Source organism: Sphingobacterium sp. JB170, from assembly GCF_900163865.1.
GTDB lineage: Bacteria > Bacteroidota > Bacteroidia > Sphingobacteriales > Sphingobacteriaceae > Sphingobacterium.
Map to the genome: position 1 here is coordinate 1 of NZ_FUKU01000007.1, position 1290 is coordinate 1290.

1 protein-coding gene is annotated in these 1290 nt (G+C 44.7%); it reads right to left on the reverse strand.

Features of this window, described 5'->3' with window-relative positions:
- The coding region (locus tag FM107_RS01140) for a protein-disulfide reductase DsbD (RefSeq protein ID WP_086946688.1) at positions 1-1290 on the reverse strand (1290 nt) is incomplete at its 5' end.

Here is a 1290-nt window from a genome sequence, read left to right on the forward strand (position 1 = left end):
TTATTTCGTTTTAAAAATTTCTATTCCTTTTTTTAAGTAATCCGCATAGGATGCGATGTCGTAGTTTGCGCCACTAGGAGGGAGCAAGACATTTCCCTGTGGATCAACAATCACGTACAGGGGTTGCGAGTTGCTGTTAAATGTCGCGGCTTGGAAATCACTATTCATGTTTCCTATTGTTTTAATCTTTTTACCGGAGTAACTCGATATGTACTGCTCTTGTGGTTCCAGCTGGGTTTTGTCGTCGACAAACAGCTCAATCATCACAAACTCTTCACGTAGTAAATTGGCCACTAACGGGTCGGTCCACACATTGGCTTCCATCTGCCTACAATTAACACAGTTCCATCCGGTAAAATCGATTAGCGCAGGTTTATTTTGTTCTTTTGCTGCCGCTAAGCCTTCTTGATATTCGTAGTAAGGATCAAAACCTTTGGGAGTTCCCCGTTCGTGAAATATCTCGTAGTACTTCTTGTTGGTATTTACCGCTGCCGATTGGCCGCTAAAGTTAGTTGTAGAGAGGTCAAAGTCCTGTGTTGCCGAGGGGGGCAAAAAGGCGGATATTGCTTTTAATGGTGCTCCCCACATTCCGGGAACCATATAGATGACAAAAGAAAAAACGATGACCGCTAGAAATGTGCGTGGCACCGAAAGGTGCGTTATCGGACTGTCATGGGCAAAACGTATTTTACCGATAAGGTAAAGCCCCATCATACCAAAAATAACGATCCATAAGGCTAAGAACACTTCGCGGTCTAACCAGTTCCAGTGGTAGGCTAAGTCTACATTCGAGAGAAACTTCAGCGCAAAAGCTAGCTCCAAGAAGCCAAGGACCACCTTGACGCTATTTAACCACCCACCAGATTTCGGGAGCGATTTGAGCATCGAGGGGAACATCGCAAAAATAACAAATGGAATAGCCAGCGCAATGGAGAAGCCGAGCATGCCTATGGCCGGTCCTAAGCGCTCTCCTTTGGAGGCCGCTTCTACCAGCAAAGTGCCTATGATCGGCCCTGTACAGGAGAAAGAGACGAGTGCGAGGCTGAATGCCATAAAGAACAAACCAATAAAACCGCCTTGATCGGATTTTGCATCCATTTTGTTCACAAAAGAACTGGGCAAGGTCAGCTCAAAAGCCCCAAAAAAGGAGGCTGCAAATAACACGAGGATTAAGAAGAAGGCAAAATTAAATACGCCATTTGTGGAGAGTGCATTTAAGGCATCCGAACCAAAAGTAATGGTGATGAGCATGCCCAGTGCAACATAAATGACAATGATAAAAATACCATA